Consider the following 23283-nt stretch of genomic DNA (forward strand, 5'->3'; position numbering starts at 1 on the left):
GAATCAGCCGGCGGCGCCCGCTGCCCCCGCCCTCCGTGTCCGGCCCGTCACCCGGGCCGGACACGGAGGGCGGTCACCCGTCGAGCTCGCTCGCGAGGTCGTCCAGCTCCTCCTGGCTGACCTCCAGCAGGTCCATGTCGGACGGGGTGTAGCGCATACCGCCCGGTGCCTCGGCATGGGTGGCGAACGCCTCCAGCACCCTGACCCAGGTGTCGGCGAGGTCGGCGACCACCGCCTCGTCCAGGAGTGCGGCCGGCCACTGCCACACGATGGAGAGGACGGGGCCCTCGGGGCCGTCCTGGGCGGACGACGTGAGCTCCAGGGCATGGGCGGCCGGCATGTCCGGGTCCTCGCCACCGATCGCCCCGGCCTCGGGCGCGAGCGCCCAGTCCACCGCGTCGGGCGCCGCCGACGTCCCGAAGCGGCCGAGGTAGTTGAAGCCGATCTGGGGCTCGGGCAGTGCGCTGAGCGACGGTGCCGTGTCCGGATTGAGGTGCCGCAGCAGCCCGTAGCCGATGCCGTTGTCGGGCACCGTGCGCACCTGCTCCTTGATCCGGGTGAGCACGTCCCCGACCGCCGGACCGCCTTTCCAGATCTCGCTCCAGACGATCCGGCCCGGGTCCAGGCGGACCGGGTAGAGACTGGTGAACCAGCCGACCGTGCGGGACAGTTCCGCGTGCTCCACCACCTCCTCGCGCCCATGGCCCTCCAGCGAGACGAGCAGACCGCGCCCCGCGCCGCCGTGGCGGCGCCTGCGCCAGTCCGCGACGGCCAGCGCCAGTCCGGCCAGCAGCACATCGTTGGCCGACCCGTTGACCAGCGCGGGGAGCCGGTTGAGCAGAGCCGTGGTGGTAGCCGCGGACAACCGGGTGGTGAGTGTGCGCAGGGTGCGGCTCAGATCCCGCTCGGAGTCGAGGACGAGTTCCGCCAGCGGCTCGGGGGCGTCGGCCATCCACCGCTGCCAGAGCGGGAGTTCGGCGACCCGCTCGGGCCGCACGGCCTCCTCCTCCAGGGCCTGCGCCCAGCGGCGCAGCGAACTGCCGACCGGTTCGAGCTCAGGAGTGCGACCGGCCCGCACCGCCTCCCAGGCCGTCGTGAGATCGGGGAGCAGGATCCGCCAGGAGACGCCGTCGACCACCAGGTGGTGCGCCGCGAACAGCAGCCTGCCGCGCTCCCCGGGTCCGGCGTCGAACCAGACGAACTGGAGCATCCTGCCGTCGTCGGGGGCGAGCCGGCCGAGCGCCGCGGCACCCTCCTCGGCGTACCGCACGCGGCGCCCGGCGTCGTCCAGCCCGGCCACGTCGACCCGGCGGATCATGTCCTCGGCCCGGACGGCGCCCCGCTCGGGCACCACCAGGGTCCAGGTGCGCCCGGTGCGCTTCAGCCGGGCGCGCAGCGCGTCGTGGTGATCCAGCAGGCTCTGCATGGTGCGGGCCAGCCGCTCCCCGTCGAGTGCCGCGGGCGCCTGGAGGAACATCGACTGGTTGAACCGGTCGATCGGCCCGTTCCGTTCGCGCAGCCAGTGCATGATCGGTGTGGCGGGCACCTCCCCGACACCCGCGTCCGGGGCCTCGTGCCGGGACTCGGGCAGCGGGGTGGCGACGGCCGCGAGCGCGGCGGCCGTCTGGTGGCGGAACACGTCCTTGGGGGTCAGGACGAGACCGGCCGCACGGGCCCTGGCCACGAGCTGGATGGAGACGATGCTGTCACCGCCCAGGTGGAAGAAGCTGTCGTCCACACCGACCTCGGCCAGCCCCAGGACCTCGGCGATGATCCCGCAGAGCAGCTTCTCCGGCCCGGTGGCCGGCTCGCGCTCCGAGACGCTCGCCCCGAAGTCGGGGGCGGGCAGGGCGCGTTCGTCCAGCTTGCCGTTGACCGTCTTCGGCAGGGCGGTCAGTTCCACGAAGGCGGAGGGGACCATGTAGTCGGGGACCGAGCCCGCCAGGTGCGCCCGCAGGACCGCCGCGTCCGCTCCGCCGCCGGCCGGCACCACATAGGCGACCAACTGCCGGCGGCCGGGCGTGTCCTCGCGGACCCGGACGACGGCCTGGGCCACCTCGTCCCGCTCCAGCAGACAGGCCTCGATCTCGCCGGGTTCGATGCGGAAGCCCCGGATCTTGACCTGCGCGTCGGCCCGGCCGGCGTACCGCAGCTCGCCGTCCCCGTCCCAGTGGACCAGGTCACCGGTGCGGTAGAGCCGGGACCCCGCCGGACCGAAGGGATCGGCGACGAACCGCTCGGCGGTCAACCCGGGCCGGCCGAGGTAGCCGCGCGCCAAGCCGGGCCCGCCGACGTACAGTTCGCCGACGACGCCGGGCGGCACCGTGCGCAGCGCCGTGTCGAGGACGTACAACCGGGTGTTGGCGACCGGACGGCCGATCGGCGGTACCCCCGCGCCGACGAGCGGGGAGCTCATGGTGGCGGCGACCGTGGTCTCGGTCGGACCGTAGGCGTTGACCATGCGCCGCCCCGGGGCGAAGCGGCCGACCAGCTCGGGCGGGCACGCCTCACCGCCCACGGCCAGGGTCATGCCCTCGGGGAGGGAGCCGTCGGGAAGGGCGGAGAGCACCACCGGCGGGATCAGCGCGTGGGTGATTCGGTGCCGGGCCAGCAGTCCGACGAGGCCGTCCCCGGGCGCCAGCTCCTCGACGGGGGCCGCGACCAGGGTGGCGCCGGACAGCAGACCGGCGCACACCTCCCAGAACGCGGCGTCGAAGCTGGGGGAGGCGAACTGCAGCACGCGGTGCCCCGGCCCCACCCCGAACCGGTCGATCTGGGTCTCCAGCAGGCCGGACACACCGCGGTGGGTGACCACGACCCCCTTGGGGCGGCCGGTGGACCCCGAGGTGTAGATGACATAGGCGGGACTGTCCAGGGACGGCGGCCCCGGCAGATCCCCCGAGTCCGGGAACGGGCACTCCGCGGCCCCCTCGGAGTGCGGGTCCCCGGTGTCCAGCAGCACCCGTTCGGCGTCGGCGGGCGGAAGCCGGTCCGCGACTTCGCTGCTGGTGAGCAGCACGGCGGGGGAGCTGTCCCGCAGCATGTGGGCGATACGGTCCGCCGGGTAGTCCGGGTCGACGGGCAGATAGGCGCCGCCCGCCCGCGTCACCGCCAGCAGGGACACGATCAGCTCGGGCGATCGGGGCAAGGCCACGGCCACGATCGACTCGGCCCCCACGCCACGCGACGTCAGCAGCCGGGCCACCCGGGACACCCGGGCGTCGAGTTCGGCGTACGACAGCTCCAGGTCGCCGAAGCGCAGCGCGGGCGCGTCCGGAGTGCCGCGCACCCAGTGGCCGAACATCTCGGGAACGGTGGCCCGCGGCACCTCGCGCGGTGTCTCGTTCCACTCGCCGAGCAGGCGCGCCCGCTCCTCCGGCAGCAGCATGTCGAGCCGGTCGACCGGTCGGCCGGGGTCGGCGGCGACCGCGCCGAGCACCTGGACCAGCCTGCGGACCAGCAGCTCGACGGTCTCCCGCTCGAACAGGTCGGAGCTGTACGAGACCAGGCCGTCGATGCCGGCGGGCGCACCGTCGGCCCCGTGGTTCTCGGAGAGGCTGAAGGACAGGTCGAACTTGGCGACGTCGAAGCCGATCTCCTGGGGGCGGGCGGCCACCCCGTCCAGGTCGAGCACGGCCCGGGCGTTGTTCTCCAAGGACAGCATCACCTGGAACAGCGGGGTCCTGGCCAGGGACCGCTCGGGGTTGACGAGCTCGACCAGCCGCTCGAACGGCAGGTCCTGGTTGGCGTACGCGGCCAGGTCGGTCTCGCGGACCCGGTCCAGCAACCGGGCGAAGCTGGGCGAGCCGGAGAGGTCGGTGCGCAGGACCAGGGTGTTGACGAAGAACCCGACCAGGTCGTCGAGCGCGTCGTCGGTACGGCCCGCGACCGCCGTGCCGATCGGGATGTCCACACCCGCCCCGAGGCCGCTGAGGAGCGTGGCCAGTCCCGCCTGGACCGCCATGAACAGGCTCGCACGGCGCTCGCCCGCCAGGTCGAGCAGCAGGCGGTGCACCTCGGCGCCGACGGCGAAGGGCACGGTGCCGCCGCGGTGGCTGGGGGCGGCCGGGCGCCGGTGGTCGGCGGGCAGCACCAGCTCGTCCGGGGCCCCCGCGAGAGTGGTGCGCCAGAAGGCGGCCTGCCGGGCGATGACGCTTTCCGGGTCGTCCTCGTCGCCGAGCATCGCGTGCTGCCACAGCGTGTAGTCCGCGTACTGCACCGGCAGCGGGTCGAATCGCGGTGCGCGGCCCGCCGCCCTGGCCTGGTAGGCGGCCGACAGGTCCCGGCCGAGCGGGGCCATGGACCAGCCGTCCCCGGCGATGTGGTGGACCACCAGGAGCAGGACATGGTCGGTCTCGCTCAGGGCGAACAGCCAGGCGCGCACCGGGGTGTCGGTCCGTATGTCGAACCGGTACGCCGCCGCTTCGCCCACCGCGGCGGCGAGTCCCGCCTCGTCGGTCTCGACGACGGTGAGCTCGGGCACCGCGTCGAGGACGACCTGGCGGGGGCGGCCGTCGGCCTCGGGGAAGACGGTGCGCAGGCTCTCGTGCCGGTGGACCGCGTCGGCCACCGCCCGGGCCAGCGCCGAGCGGTCCAGAGGTCCGGTCAGCCGCACGGGGACCGGCAGGTTGTAGGTGGAGTTCGGCCCCTCGAAGCGGTTCAGGAACCAGAGCCGGCGCTGCGCGAAGGAGAGCGGAACCTCCTCGGGCCGCTCCCGGACGGCCACCGCCGGGCGGGCCTCGCTCGCGACCGCCACCAGGGGCGCGAGACCCGCGGGGGTCGGGGACTCGAACAGGTCGCGGACGGCCAGCTCGACCTTCAGGACCGTACGGATACGGCTGATCAGCCGGGTGGCGAGCAGGGAGTGGCCGCCGAGCTCGAAGAAGCCGTCGTCGACGCCGACTTCGGGCAGCCCGAGCACCTCGGCGAACAGCCCGCACAGGGCCGCTTCCGCCGGCGTCCCGGGGGCGCGCCGCCCTTCCCGGGCCGGGACCGGGGCGGGCAGCGCCCTGCGGTCGAGTTTGCCGTTGGGGGTCAGCGGCAGCGCGTCCAGGGTGACGAAGGCCGAGGGAACCATGTACTCGGGCAGCGCGGCGGCCACCTGCGCGCGCAGTTCCGCGGCGCCGGGCGCCGACCGGCCCGGGCCGGGGACGACATAGCCGACGAGCTGCCGCACACCCGGCCGGTCCTCCCGGGCGAGTACCGCCACCGACGCCGCGTCCTGGTGCCCGGCGAGGACCGACTCGATCTCGCCGAGCTCGATACGGAAGCCGCGCACCTTGACCTGGTGATCGGCGCGCCCGACGAACTCCAGTCGGCCGTCCCTGCCCCAGCGCACCAGGTCGCCGGTCCGGTAGAGGCGGGAACCGGCCGGGCCGAACGGGTCGGCGACGAAGCGCTCGGCGGTGAGAGCCGGCCGGTGGAGGTAGCCGCGGGCGAGACCGGTCCCGGCGAGGTACAGCTCGCCGACGACCCCGGTGGGGACCGGGCCGAGGGTGCCGTCCAGGACGTACACGCGGTCATTGCCGATCGGGCGGCCGATCGGCGCCGCGGCCGGCCAGTCGCCGGGAGCGGCGGGCAGCGTCGTGCCGGTGACCACATGGCTCTCGGTGGGGCCGTAGTGGTTGTGCAGCCTCAGCCCCGGCCGGGCGGCGCAGAACTCACGCAGTCGCGGTGTGAGCACCAGCGCCTCGCCGGCCTGGGCGACGGTGCGCAGCTCGGTGAGGGCGACCCCCTTCTCCAGCGCGGCCTCCACCACGGCGTCGATGACCAGGTTGGGGGCGTACAGCTCGTTGATCCGCTCCTCGTCCAGCCAGCGGGCGAACGCCTCCGCGTCCTTGCGGGTGCCGTCGTCCGGGACGACCAGGGTCTTCCCGGTGAGCAGGGCGGAGAGGATCTCCTGGGCGGACACGTCGAAGCTGATCGCGGTGAACTGCGCGACGCGCGTTCCGGCCGTGCCGCCGACCTCGGCGTGGTGCCAGGCGACCAGGTTCGCCATCGCCGCCGAGGGCATCACCACCCCCTTGGGCCGGCCGGTGGAACCGGAGGTGTAGATGACGTAGGCGGGGCTCTGCGCGTCGAGAGGCCGGACCCGGTCGGAGTCGCCGGGGGAGGTGTCCGGCTGCGCGGCGAGTGCTCGCACGGTGTCCGCGGCACCGAGGCCGAGGACCTGCCCGCCGTACCCGTCCGGCAGGACGCCGGCATCGGTCAGCACCACCGAGGGCGCCGCGTCGGCGAGCATATGGGAGACGCGGTCCGCCGGATACCCGGGGTCGATCGGCAGGTAGGCCGCTCCCGCCTTGAGTACGGCCACCACCGCCACCAGCAGGTCGGCCGAGCGCGGCAGGGCGATGCCGACGATGTCCTCCGGGCCGATCCCGCGGCCGATGAGCAGCCGCGCCAGCCGGTTCGCCCGCGCGTCGAGCTGCGCGTAGGTCAGCCGCTCGGTGCCGGCCACCACGGCCGGGGAATCCGGCAGGGCCCGCACCTGGCGCTCGAAGAGCTCGGGCAGGTGGGCCCGGTCGACCTCGCGGCCGGTGTCGTTGTACGCGGTGACCAGGCGATGGCGCTCGATCGGGTCGAGGATGTCGAGTGAGCCGATGGTGCGCTTGGGGTCCTCGGCAGCCGCGGCCAGCACCCGCGTCAGGCCCTCGGCGAGCCGTTCCGCGGTCTCCCGGTCGAACAGGTCGGAGCTGTACTCGATCCAGCCGGTCATGCCGTCGGGCCGGTCGTCGGCCCCGTGCCGCGCCGCCAGCCCCACGAACAGGTCGAACTTGGCCGTGCCGCCGAAGTGGTCGTACGGCTCCACCCGCAGTCCCGGCAGGCGGAGTTCGGCCCGCTGGTTGTTCTGCACGGTGAACATCACCTGGAACAGGGGGTGCCGGGACAGCGAGCGGTCGGGGTTGAGCTCCTCGACCAGCCGCTCGAAGGGCACGTCCTGGTGGGCGTAGGCCGCCAGGTCCGTCTCCCGCACCCGGTCGACGAGCTCGCGGAAGGTCGGGTTGCCGGAGGTGTCGGTGCGCAGCACCAGGGTGTTGAGGAAGAACCCGATCAGGTCGTCGACGGCGTCGTCGCCCCGTCCGGCGATCGGGGTGCCGATCGGGATGTCGTGCCCGGCCCCCGAGCGGTCGAGCAGTACCGCGAGCCCCGCCTGGAGCACCATGAACAGGCTGGCCTGGGAGGTGCGCGCGACGGCGAGCAGCCGCTGGTGCAGCTCCTCGGACAGCTGGAAGTGGACGGTGTCGCCGAGGTGGCTGGCCAGCGCCGGGCGCGCGCGGTCGACGGGCAGGTTCAGCTCGTCGGGCAGGCCGTCGAGGGCGGCCTTCCAGTAGGCGAGCTGCCGGGAGACCGTGCTGTCGGCGGCCGACTCGTCGCCGAGCACCCGCTCCTGCCAGAGCGTGTAGTCGGCGTACTGCACCGGCAGCGGGCTCCACTGCGGCCCGGTTCCCTCCAGGGCCGCCGCGTAGGCCGCCGAGAGGTCGTTGCCGAAGACCCCGAGCGACCAGGCGTCGCCGACGATGTGGTGCATGACCACGAGCAGCACATGGGAGTGGGGCCCGGTGCGGAAGGCCCGCACGCGCAGCGGGATCTCCTCGGCGAGCGAGAACCCGGCCCCGGCCTCGGCGGAGAGCGCCTCGGCGAGTCGGCCGGGGTCGTCGCCGAGGTTCACGACGGCGAAGTCCAGGGTGGCCTCGGACGGGTCGAGCACCTGCTGCCGCGGAGTGCCGTCGGTCTCGGGGAAGACGGTGCGCAGGCTCTCGTGCCGGGCCACCACGGAACGGAAGGCGGCGCGCAGCGCGGCCACGTCCAGCTCGCCGCTGACGCGCACCGTGAGCGGGACGTTGTAGACGGACTTCGCGCCGTCGAAGCGGTCCAGGAACCAGAGCCTGCGCTGGGCGAAGGAGAGCGGGACGTGCTCGGGGCGGGCCCCCGCCTCCAGCGGGGGTCGGTCGGCGACGGCCTCGTGCAGCCGGCGGGCGATGGCCGCGGGGGTCGGCGTCTCGAACACGGCACGCAGCGACAGCTCGACGCCGAACACCGCGCGGGCCCGGCTGACCAGCCGGGTGGCGAGCAGGGAGTGGCCGCCGAGCTCGAAGAAGTCGTCGTCGACGCCGACCGCGCCGACCCCCAGGAGTTCGGTGAACAGCGCGCAGAGGATCTCCTCCTGCGGGGTGCGCGGCGCGCGCCCCGCGGGCTCCGCGGCGATCTCCGGATCGGGCAGCGCCTTGCGGTCCAGCTTGCCGTTGGGGGTCAGCGGGAACGCGTCGAGTGCGACGAACGCGGACGGCACCATGTACTCGGGCAGCCGGGCGCCCGCGTGCTCGCGCAGTACCGCCGCCTTGGGCACCTGCGCTCCCTCGGCGGGCACGACATAGGCGACGATCCGCTTGTCGCCCGGAGTGGGTTCGCGCAGTACGGCGAGCGCGCGGTCGACCTGGTCGTGCGAGGCGAGCACCGACTCGATCTCACCGAGTTCGACGCGGAAGCCGCGGATCTTCACCTGGTCGTCGACGCGCCCCGCGAACTCCAGGACGGATCCGGCGTCCCCGGCCTTCCACCGCGCCAGGTCGCCGGTGCGGTACATCCGCTCGCCGTCGCGGGAGTACGGGTCGGCGACGAAGCGCTCGGAGGTCAGCCCCGGCCGGTTCAGATAGCCGCGGGCGACGGAGGGGCCGGAGACGTACAACTCGCCGGTGACGCCCGGCGGGACCGGCCGCAGGGTGCCGTCCAGGACACGCAGCCGTGCGGTACCGATGGCGGTGCCGATGGGAGGGGCTGCGGCGCCCGAGAGCGGTGCGCTCATCGACGCGCAGACCGTGGTCTCGGTCGGCCCGTAGGCGTTGATCAGCCGGCGGCCCGCCGACCACGCCTCGACCAGCTCGGGCGCGGACGCCTCGCCGGCGACGACGAGCAGGCGCACCGAGGGGAGGTCGTCCGGTGAGAGCACGGCCAGCGCCGCGGGGGGAATGGTGGCATGGGTGATCCGGTGCTCGGCGGCGAGCTCGACGAGCGCACGGCCGGGGCGCAGCCGCTCGGCCGGGGCGAGGACGAGCGTGGCGCCGGTCAGCAGTCCCATGTAGGTCTCCCAGACCGCGGCGTCGAAGCTGGGGGAGGCGAACTGCAGGACCGTGCTTCCGGGACCGACGTCGAACCGGGCCACCTGCGTGGCGACCAGGCCCGCCAGACCGGTGTGCGTGACCACCACGCCCTTGGGGCGCCCGGTGGATCCCGAGGTGTAGATGACATAGGCGGCGTTGGCGGGTGACAGCGCGCCGAGCAGCTCGTCCGCCGTGAGCGCGGAGTCGGCGTGGACGTGCGTCACGCGCAGGGTGGCCGGGTCGTCCAGGAGCACGAGCGGCGCGGTGCACGCGTCGGGCACGACGGCTGCCGACTCGGTGGTGGCCAGGACCAGCGCGGGGGCGGAATCCCCGAGCAGATAGGCGATCCGGTCGGCCGGGTAGGAGGTGTCGACCGGCAGATAGGCCGCTCCGGCCTTGAGCACCGCCAGTGTGGCGACGACCAGTTCGGGTGAGCGGGGCAGGGCGAGCGCGACCAGCCGCTCGGGCCCGGCACCGCGTTCCGCCAGCGTGCGGGCCAGCTGGTTGGAGCGGCGGTCCAGTTCGTCGTACGAGAGGGTGGTGTCCTCGAAGACGAGCGCCGGGGACCGCGGGGAACGGCGCACCTGCTCGGCGAAGAGCGCGGGGATGGCATCGCCGGCGGGGAGCGGCTCGTCGGGGGTGCCCAGGCCGAGCAACGCGGCCTCCTCCGCGTCCGTCAGCAGGGGCAGGCGGCCCACCAGGCGCCGCGGGTCGTCGGCGAAGACCTCGAAGAGACGGCGGAAGCGCTCTCCGATCGCCTCGATGTCGGTCTGCCGGAAGACGTCCTGCCGGTAGCCGAAGTGGAGGCGCAGGGCGTCACCCGGGAGAGCGGCGATGCTCAGCGGGTAGTGGTTGGCGTCCGTCCCCTTGGCGCCGGTGAGCGTGAGGTCGCCCGGCAGCGCCTTGAGGTCCTCCCCGCCCAGCGGGTAGTTCTCCGTCACCGTGAGGGTGTCGAAGAGGCCGGAGGACCCGGCGGCACGCTGGATGTCCGGGAGGCTGAGATGGTGATGCGGCATCATCCTGGTCACCTGGCGCTGCACATCGGCCAGGGTGTCGAGCAGGCTCCGCTCGGGCCGCACCCGGAGCCGTACCGGCACGGTGTTGATGAACAGGCCGACCATGGACTCCATGCCGGACAGCTCGGCCGGCCGGCCGGAGACGGTCGAGCCGAACACCACGTCGCCGTGTCCGGACAGATGCGAGAGCAGCAGGGCCCAGCAGCCCTGGAACACCGAGTTGAGCGTCAGGTCGTTGCGGCGCGCCGTCTCCAGGACCCGGGCGGTGAGCTCCCGGGGGAAGGTGACGGTGAGTTCGGCGGGCGCCACCGTGGCCCCCGGGTCGCCGGGGGCGATCAGGGTGGGCTCGGCGATGTCGCCGAGCACCTCGCGCCACGCCTCGGCGGCGGCGGGTCGTGACTGGCCGGCCAGCCAGCCGAGGTAGTCGCGGTAGGGAGTGGGCTTCGGGAGGCCCGAGGCGTCGCCGCGGCGCGCGTAGATCTCGAAGAGCTCGTGCAGCAGCTGGGCGGTCGACCAGCCGTCGAGCAGGATGTGATGGGAGTGGAACATCAGCCGGCTGCTGCGCTCGCCCCGCTTGACCAGGGTGAAGCGCAGCAACGGCCCGGCGGCCAGGTCGAACTGGTGGGCGGCGTCCTCGGCCGCGAGCCGCTCCAGCTCGTCGCTGAGGGCCTGCTCGCCGAGCCCGGTGAGGTCGAACTCGCGCCAGGGCACCTCCACATCGCGCGGAATGACCTGAACGGGCTTGCTCAGCTTCTCGTAGCGGAAGCTCGCCCTCAGGTTGGCGTGCCGGCGCAGCAGCGCGGCCACCGACTCCCGCATGGCCCGGGCGTCCAGTTCACCTTCGAGGTCGATGACGATCTGGGCGACATAGACATCGAGGTTCCGCTCCTCGTACAGGGCGTGGAACAGCATCCCTTCCTGCAGCGGTGACAGCGGAAGGACGTCTTCGATGGCTGCTCGCGTCATTGAGAAACTCTCCACATCTCTTTCCGGAACCGAACTCGTCCTGGCCGGCGCGAATTGTCCTGCTCCGGGCGGCCGCCACATGGGATGACGACTCTTGTCCCCGGGCCGCATTCCATCAACGGCGCTGCAAAAAATTCGTTCTGCGCATGGCTCGTCGGCTGCCGCGTGACAGCATCGGCGGGTCGAGAGTTATGTGGAAATTCCGAAGGGAGCGCGGGTGAAGGGCACCGGCACGCTGTCCAAGTACTGGATGTTCAGTGACGACTACACGCAGAATCCCTATCCCATGCTGGCCCGGTTGCGCCAGGAGCAACCGGTGGCCAAGGTGGAGACGCCGGACGGGGTGCGGGCCTGGGTGGTCACCCGCTACGACGATGTGCGCACCGCGCTTTCCGACCCCCGGCTCAGCCGTGACATCGGCCGGCTGTACGGAGCGCTGGGCAGACAGCTCGGCCGAGAGCTGCCGACCACCGACGAGATCAGCAACCACCTGGCCAACTCCGATCCGCCCCGGCACACGCCGCTGCGCAGGGCGCTCAGCTTCGCCTTCACCCCGAAGCGGGTGAAGGCACTGCGCGAGGGCTGGCACCAGGTGGTCGACGACCTGGTCGACGAGATGGTGCGCACGGGCGGGAAGGACCTGAACCGAGGTCTGTCCGAGCCCCTGCCGATCATCACGATCGCCCAGCTGATGGGCGTCCCCGACAGCGACTGGCCGCAGTTCCTGGTGTGGACGGACACGCTGCGACGGGTCGACGCCAGCGACCCGACCGGAATCAAGGCCCGGCACACCAAGGAGCTGTCGGACTACATCCGGGACCTCATCGCCCGCAAGCAGCGCCGTCCCGAGGACGATCTGATCTCCGCCCTGGTCCACGCCGACGAGGACAAGCGGCTGGACGCCAAGGAGGCGCTGTCCACCGCCTTCGCGGTGATGACCGGTGGCAACGACACCACGACCAGCCTGCTGAACGGCGCGTTCACCGCGCTGCTGACACACCCCGCCGAAGCGGCGAAGATCAGGGCCGACCCCGGTCTGCTGCCCGGGGCCGTCGAGGAGCTGCTGCGCTACACGGCGCCGGTGATCAACTCCCTGCAGCGGGTCACGCTGGAGCCGGTCGAGCTGAGCGGGGTGCGGATCCCGCGGGACGAGATCGTCATCATCTCCATCGCGTCGGCCAACCACGACCCGGACGCCTTCCCCGACCGTCCGGACGAACTGGACGTCACCCGCAAGCGGCCGGCGCACCTCAGCTTCGGGCACGGCATCCACTACTGCCTCGGCAACCACATGGCCAAGGCGCTCACCGAGATCGCCGTCCAGCGGGTCTTCGAGCGCTTCCCCGGCGTCCGGCTGGGGGTGGATGCCTCGGAGCTGCGCTACCAGCCCGGCTTGATCGTCCGCCCGCTGGTCTCGCTCCCGGTGGTCCTCGGGCCGCCCGCGTAGTCGGAGGAGAACGGGAGGAGGGGCCCGGGTCCGCTACGGCGGACCCGGGCCCCTCCTCCGTCGTGTCCGCGGCGGCAGACGCCCGACCCCGCGGCCTCGAACCGTGTCCGGCCCCGTCCACGCCGGGGGCGCGGACGAGTCGTCACCCGCGGGTGCGCCGACGGTAGTACGAGGCGGTGACGGCGCCCAGCAGCGGCCCCCAGGCCAGCAGGGGCGCGTAGCAGACGGTGACCACCGTGTTCTGCAGCGGGGTGCCGAGCGGCGGCCGCACGGCCCACTGGTAGACGGCGTATCCGCACAGGGCGGTGACCGCGGCGGACCCGGTCCCCGCGACCACGACCGGCACCATGACGGGGATCCGCCGGCCGCCGAGGCCCGGCACCCAGCGCGGCACCACCTCGCCCCACGGCCGCACCAGGCCCAGCGTCGCGAGGGCGAGCCCCTCGGTGGCGAGGGAGAGCCCGAGGATGTACGTCCGTTCTCCCGCGCCGGCGTCGATCCGCGGCACGACCTTGGGCACCCCGGCCACCAGAGCCACGCGCCACAGTCCCGAGGGCAGGGTGACCCCGGCCGCCAGGCGCGCCGCGGTCGTCGCCCACCGCGGCACGTCCGACGGGCGGAAGGCCTGCGGCGGGGGCCCGGCCGGCCGCGCCCCCGCCGCGGGCCGGGGGAACGCGGGCCGGGGCCGGGCGAAGAGCCCGCGCAGCACGGTGCGCCCCGCGCCCGGGGCCGAGGGGCGGCTCACTGGGCGGTCGCGCGCCGGTAGGCGCGGTTCGCCAGCGGGACCACCACGGCCAGGAGCACGGCGATCAGGATCAGCGCGCACGGTACGGGGTTCCGCAGCGGGAACGCCGGATCGCTGCCCAGGCCCGTCGGATTGCCCCACAGTTCCCGCATGGCGGTGACCACGGTGGTCACCGGGTTCCACTCGGCCACGGTGCTCAGCCAGCCCGGAAGGTTGCCCAGGGGATAGAACGTCGCCGACAGGAAGGCCAGCGGCATGGTGATGACCATGGCCACCGAGTTCACGGACTGCGGGTCGCGCAGCGCCAGTCCGGTGAGCACACCGAGCCAGGCCATGGCGTAGCCGAGGAACATCAGCAGCAGGAAGCCCGCGACCACGTCGAGGACGTCCGCGTGCAGCCGCCAGCCGATGAGGAAGCCCACCGGGATCATGGCCGCGCAGGAGATCGCGTTGAGCACCAGGTCGGAGACGGTCCGGCCGACCAGGACCGAGAGCTGGACCATCGGCAGCGAGCGGAACCGCTCGACCAGCCCGTTCCGCAGGTCCTCGGCCACGCCCACACCCGTGTTGATGATGCCGGAGAGCATCATCTGGGCGAAGATCCCCGCCATGATGTACTCGTGGTAGTTCCCCTGGGGCACCTGCATCGAGCTGCCGAACAGGTAGCCGAAGAGCACCACGAACATGATCGGCATCAGCGTCACCGCGATGATCTTCTGCGGTGTGCGCTTCAGATGCGTCATATGCCGCCCGAAGAGGGCGGCCGAGTCGCTCAGCAGGTCGGAGTACGCACTGCTCATCGCGGAGCCACCTCCAGCTCGCTCGTGCCGCGTTCCGGCTCGGCCGGCAGCCGGGACCCGGCGGTCGCGGTGCGGCCCTTGTGACCGGTCAGTTCGAGGAACACCTCGTCCATCGAGGGGCGGCGTACGACGAAGTCGACGACCTCCACCGCGTTGAGCTGCAACTCGGCCGCCGCCTTGGAGACCCCGGCGAACCCGGTCTCCAGCGCCGCCGACACCCGCAGCCCCGTGTCATCGATCACCGGCGGGGCGGAGCCCGCGGAGGAGAGCGGAGCCAAGGCGGCGCGCGCCATCTCCGGGGTGCGCACGGTGATCTCCAGCCGTTCACCGCCCACTCTGCTCTTCAGCTCGTCGGGTGTGCCCTCGGCGGCCACCGTCCCCTGGTCGATCACCGCGACCCGGTCGGCGAGCTGGTCGGCCTCCTCCAGGTACTGCGTGGTGAGCAGGATCGTCACACCCCCGGCGACCTGCTCGCGCACCATGTCCCACAGGGCCGTCCTGCTCACCAGGTCGAGCCCGGTCGTCGGCTCGTCCAGGAAGACCACCGGAGGGCTCGCGATCAGACTGGCACCGAGGTCGAGCCTGCGGCGCATGCCGCCCGAGTAGGTCCGCACCGGCCGGTCGGCGGCATCCGTGAGGTCGAACCGCTCCAGCAGCTCCTCCGCACGGCTCCGCGCCCGCTTGCGGCCGAGGTGCATCAGCGTGCCCAGCAGCACCAGGTTCTCCCGGCCGGTCAGCTCCCCGTCCAGCGCCGCGTACTGCCCGGTCAGGCCGATGCGCCGGCGCACCTCGTGCGCCTGGGTCACCACGTCGTAGCCCACCACCTGGGCGGAGCCCGCGTCGGGCCGGAGCAGCGTCGCCAGCATGCGCACCATGGTCGTCTTGCCCGCGCCGTTGGGTCCGAGGACCCCGTAGACCGTGCCGGCCTCGACGGACAGCCCGACGCCCTTCAGCACCTCATGGTCGCCATAGCGCTTCCGCAGACCTTCTGCGGAGATTGCGATATTCATCAGACTCCTCGAAATGAGTGGTTCGAATTCTTCCGACCAGCCGGCCCGACGGGCCGGCCGGTCGGACTCAGGAGCCGGAGCCGGAGCCGAGCCGCACCGGCAGTGCGTCGAGACCGCGCGTCGCGTTCATCTGGTACCGCAGCTCATCCGGCTTGACCGCCAGTTCGACGCGCTCGAAACGGTCCAGCAGCGCGCCCACGGCGAGCTCCGTCTGCGACCGTGCCAGGGGTGCCCCCATGCAGTGGTGCAGACCGTGGCCGAACGCCAGGTGCCCGCCGGGCGGCCGGCGGATGTCGAAGCGCTCAGGGTCCTCGAAGCGCCGCGCGTCGCGGTTGGCGGAACCGAAGGAGACCAGGACGAACTCATCGGCCGGGATGCGCACGCCGCCGATCTCGACCGGCTCCGCGGTGACGCTGAGCGTGGAGAGGTGCAGCGAGTTGTCGTACCGGCAGAACTCCTCCACCGCGGCCGGCAGCAGGGACCGGTCGGCACGCAGCGCGGCGAGCTGTTCGGGGTGGCGCAGCAGGGCCAGGACGCCGTTGCCGATGAGGTGCGCGGTCGTCTCGTACCCCGCGACCAGGAGTTGGAAGACCATCGACACCAACTCGCTCTCGCTCAGCCGGTCGTCGTCGTCGCGGGCCTGGACCAGGCCGGTGATCAGATCGTCCGCGGGGGCGGCCCGCCGCTCGTTGATGAGTCCGACCAGGTAGTCGGCCATCCGGTCGGCCGTCTGCCGCAGTTCCTCGGGCCGGCCCGCCATGGTCAGGGTGTCCGCCCACGCGCCGAAGTCGGCCCGGTCGGCCTCCGGCACCCCGATCATCTCGGAGATCACGGCCATGGGCAGCGGGTAGCCGAGGACCCGGAGCAGATCGACCTCCTCCCGCCCCGCGACGGCGTCGAGGAGCCGGCCCGCGGTCCGCTCGATCCGCGGGCGCAGGCCCTGGATCTGCCGGGCGGTGAAGGCCTTGGCGACCAGCTTGCGCAGCCGGGTGTGGTCCGGGGGGTCCATGTTGAGCATGTGGTCCACCAGCATGCGCTCGCCGAGCGACTTCTCGGGTTGCCCGGCGGGTTCGACACCCATGTGCCGGGCGACCACCCGGGCGGCCAGCTCGGCGTCCTTGACCACCCCCGGCGCGGTCAGCGCGGCGCGCGCCTCCTCATGGCGGACCACCAGCCACATCGGCACGCCGTTGAGGACGACATGGGCGACCGGTGTGCGCTCCCGGAGCCGGGCGTACACGGGGTACGGGTCGAGGAGGAAGTCCTCGTCCAGCACCTCGGGCTCCGTCAGGTGCAGGGCGTCCTGTGGCATCTCGCGGGTTCCTTCCGTCGGTCCGCCCCGCGCGGCGCGGACGTGCGTGTGCGAGGGCTTCCGTGTCCGGCTGCTGTACGGCCGCGCGGCGGTGGGCCCGCGCACCGTTGATACCAGCGCTCCCGGCGGGCGCCGGAGACTGCATCAAGGACTTCGATGTACCGCCGCGTCCACCACCGGGGGCCCCAGCGGCAGGTCCTCCTGCCAGGTCCAGCCGTTCTCGTCGAGCAACCGCCGGACGCTCGGCACCGACGCGGCGTCGACGAGCAGTTCCACCAGTCCGCGGGGCCGGTCGAGAGAGTGCTCGATGCGCACGTCCTCGATGTTGATGCCGGCGCCGCTGACCGACGAGAACAGGTGGGCGAGCGCACCGGTCTTGTCGGGGACGGCGACCGGCACGGCGATGAACTCCGCGGGCACCGAGCTGCGCTTGTCCGGCACCCTGGCGTGGCCCCGGTGGCCCCGCCACAGCAGCTCCCGCACCTCCGCGGTCGCCTTCTCGCGCGTGGGCGCCTCCTCGCCGCGCTGGGCCCGGAGCGCGCGGATCATCCGGTCCAGGTCTGCCGCGTACGCCTCCAGGACGTCGGCGACCGCGTCCGCGTTCGCCGTCAGGATGTCGCTCCACAACGCGGGTTCGCCCCCGGCGATCCGGGTGACGTCCCGCAGGCCCTGCCCCGACACCCGGATGTACTCGCCCTGTGCCTCCGCCAGCCTCGCCGCCATCATCGAGGAGACCAGGTGCGGGGCGTGCGAGGTCAGGGCCACGGCCTCGTCATGGGCTTCGGTGTCCATGAGGATGGGCACGGCGCCGCAGAGCGAGACCAGTTCCAGGGCCTGGTTGAGAACCGCGCGGTCGGTGTGCGGCGAGGGCGTCAGGACCCATGGCCTGCCCTCGAAGAGGTCGGCACGGGCGGCCAGCGGTCCGGAGCGCTCGGAACCGGCCATCGGGTGCCCGCCGACATAGGTGGCCGGGTCACCACCGGCGGCACGTACCGCCTCATGCGTCCGTGCCTTGACGCTGGCCGCGTCCGTGTAGGCCCGGGCCGCGCCCCTCCGCTGGCAGTCGGCGAGCACCGCGCCGACGTGGGCGGGCGGCACGGCGAGCACGGCGAGGTCGACCGGGGCCGGTGGTGTCTCCAGGGAGCCGGCGCCGAGTGCCTCCGCCGTCCGGACCGCGGTCGTGTCCCGGTCGTCCAGATAGACGGTGGCCCCGCTGCGACGGAGCGCCAGGGCTGTCGACGTACCGATCAGCCCGGTTCCGACGATCAGCACGGTCCTCATGACGCGTCACGCCCTGGGCGGGGCCCTGCCGCGGAGCGATCGGTCCGGGCGCGGAGGAAAGCCGCCAAGCGGCCGATGCCCTCCTTGATCTCCTCGTGGCCGAGCGAGCTGAAGGAGAGCCGGATCGCCCGCTCGCCGCCCCCGGCCGGGTGGAAGTACGACATGGGCGTCCAGATGACGCCGAACTCCCGGGCCGAGCAGAGCAGCGCGGCCTCGTCCGCGTCGAACGGGACCCGCACCGTGAGGAAGAAGCCGCCGCTGGGACGGTTCCAGCCGACGCCGCGTTCTGTGAGGCCCGCGGCGGTGAACTGCCGGTCGAGTTGGTCCAGCACACACTGCAGGGCGTCGCCGTAGTGCTTGGCGGAGACCTCGCTGTGCGCGGTGAGGCTGCCGCCCGAGGCCAGCAGCGCCCCCGCGACCACCGCCTGGCTGATCGCCGGGGTGTTCACCGTGACCATGCTCTTGAGTCTGCCGAGCTCGTCGGCCAGCAGACCGCTGCTCCGGTCGTCCACGACGGGCTGGTCGGCGACGACGAATCCGACCCGGGCGCCGGGGAAGACCGTCTTGGAGTACGAGCCCAGATGCACCACCCGGTGTCCGCGGTCCAGCGACTTCAGCGTGGGCTCCCGGCGGCCGGGGCTGACGAGGCGGTAGGGGCTGTCCTCCAGGATGAGCAGGTCGTGCCGGGCCGCGAGGTCGAGAAGGTCCTCGCGGGCCTGACGGGACAGGGTGTTGCCGGAGGGGTTCGCGTGGTCGGGCACCAGGTAGAAGACCCGGGGACGCCGCCCCCTCGCCTTCTCGGCGGTGACGGCGGCCTCCAGCGCGGCGCGGTCGAAGCCGTCCTCGCCCTCGTCGACCGCGCGGAGCGTGAGCCCGAGCAGCCGCGCGGCGCCGGTGATGCCGACGTAGCAGGGGCTCGACACGAGCAGGACGTCTCCGGGGTCGCGGAACAGCGCCCTCAGGACCAGCAGCATGCCCTCCTGCGCGCCCACCGTCACCACGATCGACGCCGGATCCACGTCGATGTCCTCGTCGGCGCGGAGCGAGTCCGCGACGAGTCCGCGGATGATCCCGGCCGTCGGACCGTACTGGTGGAGGGCGGTCGCGATGTCGCCGGGTGTCGAACCGCCCGCCGCCAGATGGTCGGTGAAGCGCCGGATGTGCGCGAAGAGCTCCTCCGTGTCGAAGAACCCCTCGTACGGCCTGCCCGGGGCGAAGGAGACGGCGTCGGGGAAGCGGCCGGTGATCTCGTTGAGGAAGTTCATGGTGTCGAGCACCGGGTCGGACAGGCTGCCGTGCAGGGACTCCCTGCGCAGCGTCGCGGTACCGGAGCGGTGAGCGGATGCCGGGCGGGGCACCGGAGCGGGCACCGGCGTCGCGGCGGCGGGCGGGGCTACCGCGGTGGCGGACGAGGCCGGGGCGGTCAGCAACGAGGCGCCGGCGTCGGCCACCGTGGCGGTCCCGGTCAGGGCCATGGCCTCGACCAGTTCCCCGGAGACCAGGTCCAGCACCTCGGCCACGCCCTCCTGGCCGGCCACGGCGAGCCCGTGCAGGACCGGCCGTCCCAGGAGCACGGCGTCCGCCCCGAGCGCGAGCGCGGTCAGGACGTCGGTGCCGCGGCGGATCCCGCCGTCCAGCAGGACGGGGCAGTGCCCCCCGGCCGCCGCGGTCACTTCGGCGAGGACGTCCAACGTCGCCTGCGCGCCGTCCAGCTGCCGTCCGCCGTGGTTGGAGACGATGATGCCGTCGACGCCCGCGGCGACCGCGAGCACGGAATCCTCCGCCGTCATGACGCCCTTGACGAGCACCGGCAGCCCGCTCACCGAGCGCAACCAGTCGACGACCGACCAGTCGAGTGAGGGGTCCATCGCGGTACGGCTGTGGTCCGCGGGGGACGTGTAGTCGCCGCCGTCCGCCGGGAGGTTGGCGGGGGCGATGCCGGGCGGCAACCGGAAGCCGTTGCGCAGGTCGCGGAGTCTGCGGCCCAGGCGCGGGGCGTCGGCGGTGAGGACCAGGGCCTCGAAGCCCGCCCGCCTGGCGCGTTCGATCAGACGGCGGGTCGTCTCGCGGTCGCGGAAGCAGTAGACCTGCAGCCAGAGCGGGGAGCCGGCGGCCCGGGCGATCTCCTCGAAGGTCCGCCCGGCGAAGGTGGACACGATGAGGGGAAGTCCCGCGGACCCCGCGGCACGCGCGGTGGCGACCTCCCCCTCGGTGTGCACCAGCGTGTGGTACGCCATGGGCGCCACCGCCAGCGGCGCGGCCCACCGCCGCCCGAGGATCGTGGTGTCCGGCCGGCTCGCCGCGGCACCGGTCAGCACCCGGCCGCGCAGCCGGGCACGCGTGAACGCCTGCCGATTGGCCGCGAGGGTGCGTTCCCCGCCGGCCCCGCCCTCGATGAAGTCCCAGATGCCGGGCCGGACGCGGCCCCGGGCGCGGGCCTCGAACTCGTCCAGGGACAAGGGTGGTCGCCGGTGCTGCTCGGGCGGACGCTCGATCACGAGCCGGCCTCCCGGGCGCGTTCCACGGCCTCGTACAGCGCTCTGATGTTGGAGCTGCCGAAGCCTTGCGCGCCGTGCCGCTGGATGAGCTCGAAGAAGAGGGTGCGCCGCTCGAACGGGGACCGGGTGAAGAGCTGGAGGAGGTACCCCCACTCGTCGCGGTCGGCCAGCACGTTCGTCTTGCGGAGGTCCGCGATCCCCTCGTCCAGGTCGCTGAGCCGCTCCGCGAGGGCGTCGTAGTAGGTGCCCGGCGTCTGCAGGAACTCGACGCCGCGGTTCTCGAACTCCACGACCGCCGGGATGATCTCGTCCACGAGAAACGCCAGGTGCTGGACGCCGCCTCCGCCGTTCCGCTTCAGGAACTCGTCGATCTGGCCCGGCTTCTTCGTGGTGTCGGGCTCGATGATGGTGAAGGTGATGCCTGCGGAGGGGCTGCGGACCACGATGGAGTCCATGGCCTGCTCGCCGACGGAGACGTACTCGCTGTAGTACTGCTCGAAGCCGAATCCCTCGATGTAGAACCTGACCACGTCGTGCAGCCGGCCGGCTTCCAGGCAGACCGCGATGTGGTCGAGGAGGCGCAGCTCGGGAGCGTCGCCCGGGCGGGGCGCCGGGGTCGGCGCGGAGGTCCAGGAGCGGTCCGCGGGAAGCTGCCGGTCCGCGCCGACGGCACGCTGGACGAGGGAGTGGCGGACGTTCCCGAAGCCGGACACCACGGGAACCGGGGCACCGGCCGGTGCGAGGGAGACCGCTCCGGCCGCGATCGCCTTGTCCCGCGTCGCGACGGCGTCCGTGCAGGAGAAGGCGATATCGGATATCCCGTCACCGTGCGCGGTGAGGAACGGGGTCACCCGCGGACCTGAGGAGACGACGACCTGGAGCTGGTTCTGGACGAGAAGTACCGAATCCAGCCCTTCCGCTCTCCCGCCGGCCTTCTCGTGGAACCCGAACATCGCGACGAAATACTCTGTGGTCTTTCGCAGGTCGCTCGTGTAGATCTCTATGTACTCGACGTCGTGCGCGGTCACTTTGCTCCCCATCCGCCGACTGGGCTTGAGTGTACGACTCGCTGAATGGCAACCTCATCAGACGGCGACTGGGCACGGAAATCGAATTAGAGAAATTGCATACGGACCCGGACGCAACCGCTTATCAACTTTTCCATTCCGGGAACCACCGCATCACCTTCGTGCCGGCTCGTCGCGGGCGCGGGGGGCCATGATGGGCACCACCACCGACCACGACGGGAGAGGCACCGGCTGATGAGTACTGGTGAGGAAACCGAGCTGCCCGCACGGATCGACACCAGCGTGGCGCACTCCGCGCGGGTGTGGAACTACTGGCTCGGCGGGAAGGACCACTTCGCCGCGGACCGGGCGGCGGGCGACGCCTACCGCGAGAAGTACCCGCTCATCGAGACGTTCGCCCGGGAGAGCCGGGACTTCCTGCGGCGCACCGTGACCTATCTGGCCCGGGACGCCGGCATCCGGCAGTTCCTGGACCTGGGCGCCGGGCTGCCCACGGTGGACAACACCCACGAGGTGGCCCAGCGCCTGGCCCCGGAGTCCCGGATCGTCTACGTCGACCACGACCCCCTGGTCCTGCTGCACGTCCACGCCCTGCTGACCAGCACCCCCGAGGGCGCGACCGCCTATGTGGAGGCGGACATGCGGGACACCGACGCCGTGCTCGACGGGGCGGCCCGCACCCTGGACCTGTCCGCGCCGGTCGCACTGGTGATCTCCGACGTACTGGGGCACATCGTGGACTGGGACGAGGCGCTGTCCCTGGTACGGCGTCTGGTGGACCGGCTGCCGTCCGGCAGCTACCTCGCGCTCAGCCACTCCACCGCCGGAGACGAGGTCCACCGCGCCGTGCAGGACGAGTACAACAGCAGCGGCGCCATCCCCTACGTCTTCCGGGAGCCGGAGACCACCGTGGCCTTCTTCGAGGGCCTTCACATGGTGGAACCGGGGATGGTGTCCTGGCCGAACTGGCGGCCCGACGAGAACACCGGCACCACGACCGCCCGGGCCGGCTGGGGCGCCGTGGCCCGCGTCCCGTGACCCGAGACCACCCGAGCCCGCGGTGCCGCGCCTCCGGCCGCCTGTGCCGTCCACCAGCGCGTGGTGCGGCAGGGCGGCAGCCCGCCCGTCTTCGCGAGCGCCCGGCCCCGCTCAGCCGGTGACCGGGTCGCCGGTGTCCTCGACGGGGACGCCCAGCCGGGCGGCGACATCGGTGAGCACTCGCCCCAGGGGCAGGGCCACCCGGGTCTGCGCCCACCGGTCGCCGCGCGTCGGATCCCGGTTGACGATCAGTACCGGCTTCCCCTCCCCGGCCGCCTGGCGGACGAACCGGAGCCCGGACATCACCGTCAGCGAGGATCCGAGGACCAGCAGCGAGGCCGCCTCCCGGACCGCCGCCCGGCACGACTCGACCCGCGGCGGCGGTACGGCCTCCCCGAAGAACACCACGTCCGGCTTGAGGACCCCGCCGCAGACCGCGCAGGGCACCACCTGGAAGTCCCCGACCTGCGCGTCGGTGAGATCGGCGTCCCCGTCCGGGTTGATCCCGGCGGCCGTCGGCGCGAAGCCCGGGTTCGCCTCCTCCAGCCGGCCGGCCAGCTCACGGCGTGCCCCGGGGCTGCCGCAGGACAGGCAGACGACCCGGTCGAGGCTCCCGTGCAGCTCCACCACGTCCTCGCTGCCCGCGGCCTGGTGCAGTCCGTCGACGTTCTGCGTGATCACACCCGAGAGCAGGCCGCCTCGCGCGAAGGCCGCCACGGCCCGGTGCCCGGCGTTGGGCCGGGCGCGGCCGAAGACACGCCAGCCCAGATGGCTCCGCGCCCAGTACCGGCGCCGGGCCCGCGGGTCGGACACGAACTCCTGGTAGGTCATCGGCGTGTGCCGGCTCAGGCTCCCGCCCTCACCCCGGTAGTCGGGGATCCCCGACTCCGTCGAGATGCCCGCGCCACTGAGCACCAGCACCCCGCCACCGCCCAGCACCTCGGCGACCGGCCCCCAGTCCGTGGTGCCGGGTGGCAGATCCCCGTCCGGGATCCAGCTCAGGGTGGGGCGCATGCGCATGCTGCCAGCGTACGGAACCGGGCC

General features: G+C 72.9%; 11 protein-coding genes. 2 read left to right on the forward strand and 9 right to left on the reverse strand.

What is annotated here, in order from left to right:
* Positions 1-73: 73 nt before the first annotated feature.
* Positions 74-11080: an amino acid adenylation domain-containing protein gene (locus tag ABZ945_RS13030; RefSeq protein ID WP_361267691.1), complete on the reverse strand. Its 11007-nt coding sequence runs from the start codon at positions 11078-11080 to the stop codon at positions 74-76.
* Between the two features lie 217 nt (positions 11081-11297).
* Here ABZ945_RS13030 and ABZ945_RS13035 point away from each other — a divergent pair, with 217 nt between their 5' ends.
* Positions 11298-12527, forward strand: a complete 1230-nt coding sequence (locus ABZ945_RS13035) for a cytochrome P450 (protein ID WP_361267693.1) — start codon at positions 11298-11300, stop codon at positions 12525-12527.
* A 142-nt stretch (positions 12528-12669) separates the two neighbouring features.
* Here the strand turns inward: ABZ945_RS13035 and ABZ945_RS13040 are convergent, their stop codons facing one another.
* From ABZ945_RS13040 to hppD, 7 genes are all read right to left on the reverse strand, one after another.
* Positions 12670-13272 carry a hypothetical protein gene (locus tag ABZ945_RS13040; protein WP_361267695.1) on the reverse strand — a complete coding sequence of 201 codons (603 nt, stop codon included), beginning with the start codon at positions 13270-13272 and terminating at the stop codon, positions 12670-12672.
* The gene (locus ABZ945_RS13045; protein ID WP_361267697.1) at positions 13269-14072 is read right to left on the reverse strand and encodes an ABC transporter permease; all 804 of its coding nucleotides are present in this window, start codon (positions 14070-14072) and stop codon (positions 13269-13271) included. The genes ABZ945_RS13040 and ABZ945_RS13045 overlap by 4 nt, the downstream gene beginning before the upstream one ends.
* Positions 14069-15082, reverse strand: a complete 1014-nt coding sequence (locus tag ABZ945_RS13050; RefSeq protein WP_361267699.1) for an ATP-binding cassette domain-containing protein — start codon at positions 15080-15082, stop codon at positions 14069-14071. Before ABZ945_RS13050 ends, ABZ945_RS13045 begins: the two co-directional genes overlap by 4 nt.
* A gap of 67 nt (positions 15083-15149) precedes the next feature.
* Positions 15150-16394, reverse strand: a complete 1245-nt coding sequence (locus tag ABZ945_RS13055) for a cytochrome P450 (protein ID WP_361267701.1) — start codon at positions 16392-16394, stop codon at positions 15150-15152.
* Positions 16395-16538: 144 nt separating this feature from the next.
* On the reverse strand, positions 16539-17675 hold the full coding sequence (locus tag ABZ945_RS13060) for a prephenate dehydrogenase (RefSeq protein WP_361267703.1): 1137 nt from the start codon (positions 17673-17675) through the stop codon (positions 16539-16541).
* On the reverse strand, positions 17672-20173 hold the full coding sequence (locus ABZ945_RS13065; RefSeq protein WP_361267705.1) for an aminotransferase class I/II-fold pyridoxal phosphate-dependent enzyme: 2502 nt from the start codon (positions 20171-20173) through the stop codon (positions 17672-17674). Before ABZ945_RS13065 ends, ABZ945_RS13060 begins: the two co-directional genes overlap by 4 nt.
* Positions 20170-21201, reverse strand: a complete 1032-nt coding sequence (gene hppD / locus ABZ945_RS13070) for a 4-hydroxyphenylpyruvate dioxygenase (RefSeq protein ID WP_361267707.1) — start codon at positions 21199-21201, stop codon at positions 20170-20172. The genes ABZ945_RS13065 and hppD overlap by 4 nt, the downstream gene beginning before the upstream one ends.
* A 234-nt stretch (positions 21202-21435) precedes the next feature.
* On the opposite strand from hppD, the gene ABZ945_RS13075 reads away from it, so the two are divergent.
* On the forward strand, positions 21436-22239 hold the full coding sequence (locus ABZ945_RS13075) for an SAM-dependent methyltransferase (protein WP_361267709.1): 804 nt from the start codon (positions 21436-21438) through the stop codon (positions 22237-22239).
* Positions 22240-22350: 111 nt separating this feature from the next.
* On the opposite strand, the gene ABZ945_RS13080 is transcribed toward ABZ945_RS13075, so the two are convergent.
* Positions 22351-23259 (reverse strand): NAD-dependent protein deacetylase, encoded by a 909-nt coding sequence (locus tag ABZ945_RS13080; RefSeq protein ID WP_361267711.1) that lies wholly within the window; start codon positions 23257-23259, stop codon positions 22351-22353.
* Between the last annotated feature and the right edge of the window lie 24 nt (positions 23260-23283).

Source organism: Streptomyces sp. NPDC046887, from assembly GCF_040644755.1.
Lineage (GTDB): Bacteria > Actinomycetota > Actinomycetes > Streptomycetales > Streptomycetaceae > Streptomyces > Streptomyces lichenis.